At 61.4% G+C, this 3,502-nt stretch carries 5 protein-coding genes and 1 pseudogene; 4 read left to right on the top strand and 2 right to left on the bottom strand.

What is annotated here, in order from left to right:
- Positions 1 to 274, bottom strand: a pseudogene (locus tag EN749_RS32685) (sensor histidine kinase); the annotation flags it as partial.
- Between the two features lie 75 nt (positions 275 to 349).
- Here EN749_RS32685 and EN749_RS32690 point away from each other — a divergent pair.
- The 4 genes from EN749_RS32690 (at position 350) to EN749_RS32705 (ending at position 2,845) form a co-directional block, all read left to right on the top strand.
- Positions 350 to 970: a thermonuclease family protein gene (locus tag EN749_RS32690; protein ID WP_128364719.1), complete on the top strand. Its 621-nt coding sequence runs from the start codon at positions 350 to 352 to the stop codon at positions 968 to 970.
- A 43-nt stretch (positions 971 to 1,013) separates the two neighbouring features.
- Positions 1,014 to 1,625 (top strand): glutathione S-transferase, encoded by a 612-nt coding sequence (locus EN749_RS32695; protein WP_127810426.1) that lies wholly within the window; start codon positions 1,014 to 1,016, stop codon positions 1,623 to 1,625.
- Complete coding sequence (locus tag EN749_RS32700; RefSeq protein WP_128364720.1) at positions 1,565 to 2,245, top strand: uracil-DNA glycosylase family protein; 681 nt, start codon at positions 1,565 to 1,567, stop codon at positions 2,243 to 2,245. The genes EN749_RS32695 and EN749_RS32700 overlap by 61 nt, the downstream gene beginning before the upstream one ends.
- Before the next feature lie 108 nt (positions 2,246 to 2,353).
- Complete coding sequence (locus tag EN749_RS32705) at positions 2,354 to 2,845, top strand: Lrp/AsnC family transcriptional regulator (RefSeq protein WP_006205209.1); 492 nt, start codon at positions 2,354 to 2,356, stop codon at positions 2,843 to 2,845.
- A 20-nt stretch (positions 2,846 to 2,865) separates the two neighbouring features.
- Here EN749_RS32705 and EN749_RS32710 read toward each other — a convergent pair whose 3' ends face one another.
- Positions 2,866 to 3,435, bottom strand: coding sequence for a DUF3299 domain-containing protein (locus tag EN749_RS32710; protein WP_128364721.1), 570 nt, complete (start codon positions 3,433 to 3,435; stop codon positions 2,866 to 2,868).
- Positions 3,436 to 3,502: the final 67 nt, after the last annotated feature.

Below are 3,502 nucleotides of genomic sequence, written 5' to 3' on the forward strand. Positions count from 1 at the left end.
GGGTGAACAGCGCCCAGAGCCCGATCTCGTTGCCGATTCCGGCCAGCCGGCCGGCCGCCGCGATCGCCAGAACAAGAAGCGGGATGGCGATGGCGCCGCTGGTCATCGCGCGGGCATGGAGCTTCAGCAGTTCACGATCGAAATCGGGATTGCCGGCCTGCTGCGAAAGACGGTCACGCGTCTTGCGCACCGCGCGCGCCACATCGCTGTTGCGATGAGGTTTCCTGCGGTCCACAATGAACTTGTCCGCTGTGTTCGAGCGTTGCAAGGGCATCAAAACTTCAATTTATGCGAGCAGCGGTTTCCAAGTGTTAAGCTACGTTCGAATGATTAACCAACCGTTTGCCATATGAGCCGCTCATGGTCGCCAAGACCGCGCCGGAGATACGTTGCGCGCCCCAGAAGCCTGTGGCGCCGGCTGGTGGATTACGGGCTTGCCGTCATCATCCTCGGACTGCTGATCCTGCTGGCGGCCCGCCTCGACCGGGTGGAGACACGCAAGACACAGGGCCTGGCAATCATCAACGACGGCGATTCGATCACGCTTGGCACTGAGCGTATCCGCATGCGCGGCATCGATGCTCCGGAATATACGCAGACCTGCCGCAAGAACGGCGCGGACTATTCCTGCGGCACGCTTGCGCGCCAGTCGCTGGTTCGCCTGATCGCCGGCAAGCCCGTCTCCTGTACCGGCTGGCAGCGTGATCGTTATGGCCGGCTGCTCGGCGACTGCACCGCCGGCGGCAAGGATCTCAACCGCGCGCAGGTCGAGGCGGGCTGGGCGGTTGCGTATGGCGACTTCGAGAGCGAGGAGGCCGTCGCCCGGGCGGGAAAGGCCGGCATCTGGGCGGGAACGTTCGATCAGCCGCAGGATTGGCGAGACAGCCATCACGGCGAAGTCGTCGAGAAGAAGCACGGCACACTGGCGTCGATCGGCGATGCCGTGCGCGAGATTTTTCGCTTCTGGTGATGCGCGTCCTGAAAGCCGAACCGAGAACGAACAGGAGGATGGAATGAAACTCTTCGACGGTGGCCGAGCGCCCAACCCAAGGCGGGTCCGCGTTTTCCTGGCCGAGAAAGGCATCGAAGTTCCACAGGTGCCCATCGACATGGGGGCGCTGGAACACAGGCAACAGGCGGTCAGCTCGCGCAATCCCTTGCAGCGCCTGCCGGTGCTGGAACTCGACGACGGCACCGTCATCACGGAATCCGTCGCCATCTGCCGTTATTTCGAGGAACTGCATCCCGAACCGGCCCTGTTCGGGCGTGGCGCACTCGGCAGGGCGCAGGTCGAGATGTGGCAGAGGCGGATGGAATTCAATTTGCTCAGCTGCGTCACGCAGGCCTTCCGGCACACCCATCCGGCCATGAAGGAATGGGAAATCCCGCAGGTCTCGGAATGGGGCGAGGCCAACAAGCCGAAGGCCGTGGCGTTCCTTAGGCTGCTGGATGGAGAACTGGGCAGCCGGGAGTTCATCGCCGGTGACAGCTATTCGATCGCCGACATCACCGGCCTGATCGCTGTGGACTTCATGAAGCCGGCACGCATCAAGGTGCCGGATGATTGCGCGAATGTGTTGCGCTGGCATCAGGCCGTCTCCAGCCGGCCGAGCGCATCAGCCTGAGAATGACTGCCGAACTCGAAAACCTCGTCGCCAAGGTCCGCGCCTGTCGCATCTGCGTGGAAAATCCGGCCGGCAAGCCGTTGCCGCATGAGCCACGACCTGTGCTGCGCCCATCGTCCAGCGCCCGTATCCTGATCGCCAGCCAGGCGCCGGGGACCAAGGTGCATCTGTCGGGCATGCCGTTCACCGACGCCTCCGGCGATCGCTTGCGCAGTTGGCTTGGCGTGACGAGCGACGAATTCTACGACATCGAAAAATTCGCCATCGTGCCGATGGGCTTCTGCTTTCCCGGCCAGGATGCCAAGGGCGGAGACCTGCCGCCGAGGCGCGAATGCGCGGCGGCCTGGCGCGCACCCTTGATGGCCTCGATGCCACGGATCGATCTGGTGCTGACAATCGGCATCTATGCGCAGTCCTGGCATTTGGGTGCGGCGCGCCGGCCCTCCCTGACGGAAACGGTCATGGACTGGCGCTCCATCTGGGAGAATTCCGTCGGTCCGAAAGTGTTGCCGCTGCCGCATCCCTCGTGGCGCAACACCGGCTGGCTGAAGAAGAATCCATGGTTTGAAATGGATTTGCTGCCTTTTCTGCGTTCGGAAATCCGCTATCGCCTCGGCTGACCTTTCAGCAAGAAATCACTCGCTTTTTGCCCGATCAGCAGAATTCCTTTCTTGTGAAAGGCCTGGATAAGGCAGAGTATAGGCATTCTATTCCTTTGGGAGCACGATATGGATCGCCTCGATAGAAAAATCCTCCGCCTCTTGCAGGAGGACGCGACACTCGCAGTCGCCGATGTCGCCAAGAAAGTCGGGCTGTCGACGACGCCTTGCTGGAGGCGCATCCAGAAGCTCGAGGAAGAGGGCGTCATCAAGCGGCGCGTTGCCATTCTCGACCATGAAAAGGTCAATGTGCGCGTCACCGTCTTCGTGTCGATCCGCACCAATTCGCACAGCCATGAATGGCTGCGGCGTTTCTCGGAAGTCATCCAGGAGTTTCCCGAGGTGGTCGAGTTCTACCGCATGAGCGGCGACGTCGACTATCTCCTGCGCGTCGTGGTGCCCGACATCGCCGCTTATGACGCCTTCTACAAGCGGCTGATCGCCAAGATCGAAATCCGAGACGTTTCGTCATCCTTCGCCATGGAGCAGATCAAGTACACGACCGAAATCCCGCTCGACTACATGGTGCTGGACAAGGAATCGGGTGCCAACGCCGCCTGAGCTGCAGCAGGTTATCCTGCTTAGTTCTTCTTTTTGTTGAGGAAACTCCAGGGAGAATTCACCGGCAGGGTGACGGTGTCCGGCACGCTGCCGACAGCGACCACATCTGCCTTGCGGACGCTGTAGCCAGACTGGATGACACTGACGCCGTCGAGGAGGAACAGCTGGCTCTTCTCCATGTCCGGCTTCAGCGCGCCGGTGACCGCGACAGGCTGATACGCCTCGGACATCTTGTAGGGACGGGCCGGCGTGACCAAGACAATCTGGTTGGGCGGGGGCGTCGGCATGTGGCTGCACGCACCCGTCCACGGCACCAGCAGGAACTGATAGACAAGATCGCCATCGCGATCGACCGGCAATGCATAGCCGGCTAGCTGAATGCTTTTGTCCTGCAGGTTGAGGGACAGCGTCTCGCCGTGGTCGGGCAATTTTGCCGCCATCATCGGCAGCCCGACGTTTTCGGCGGCGGATTGCGTAGCCGGACGCAGATCCTTCCAGAATATGTGCGCGGTCTCGGCCGAGGCATCTGTGGCCGCGGACACAAACAATGCCGCTGCGAGCATTATGGTTGATTTCAGAGGATTGCTCATTGGCCGCGTCCCTTTGAAGCTCAAGTAAAGACGCCGCTGTCAGCGACGTCAACGCTCCCGCTATCAC

Source organism: Mesorhizobium sp. M7A.F.Ca.ET.027.02.1.1, assembly GCF_004022985.1.
In the GTDB taxonomy this organism is placed as follows: Bacteria; Pseudomonadota; Alphaproteobacteria; order Rhizobiales; family Rhizobiaceae; genus Mesorhizobium.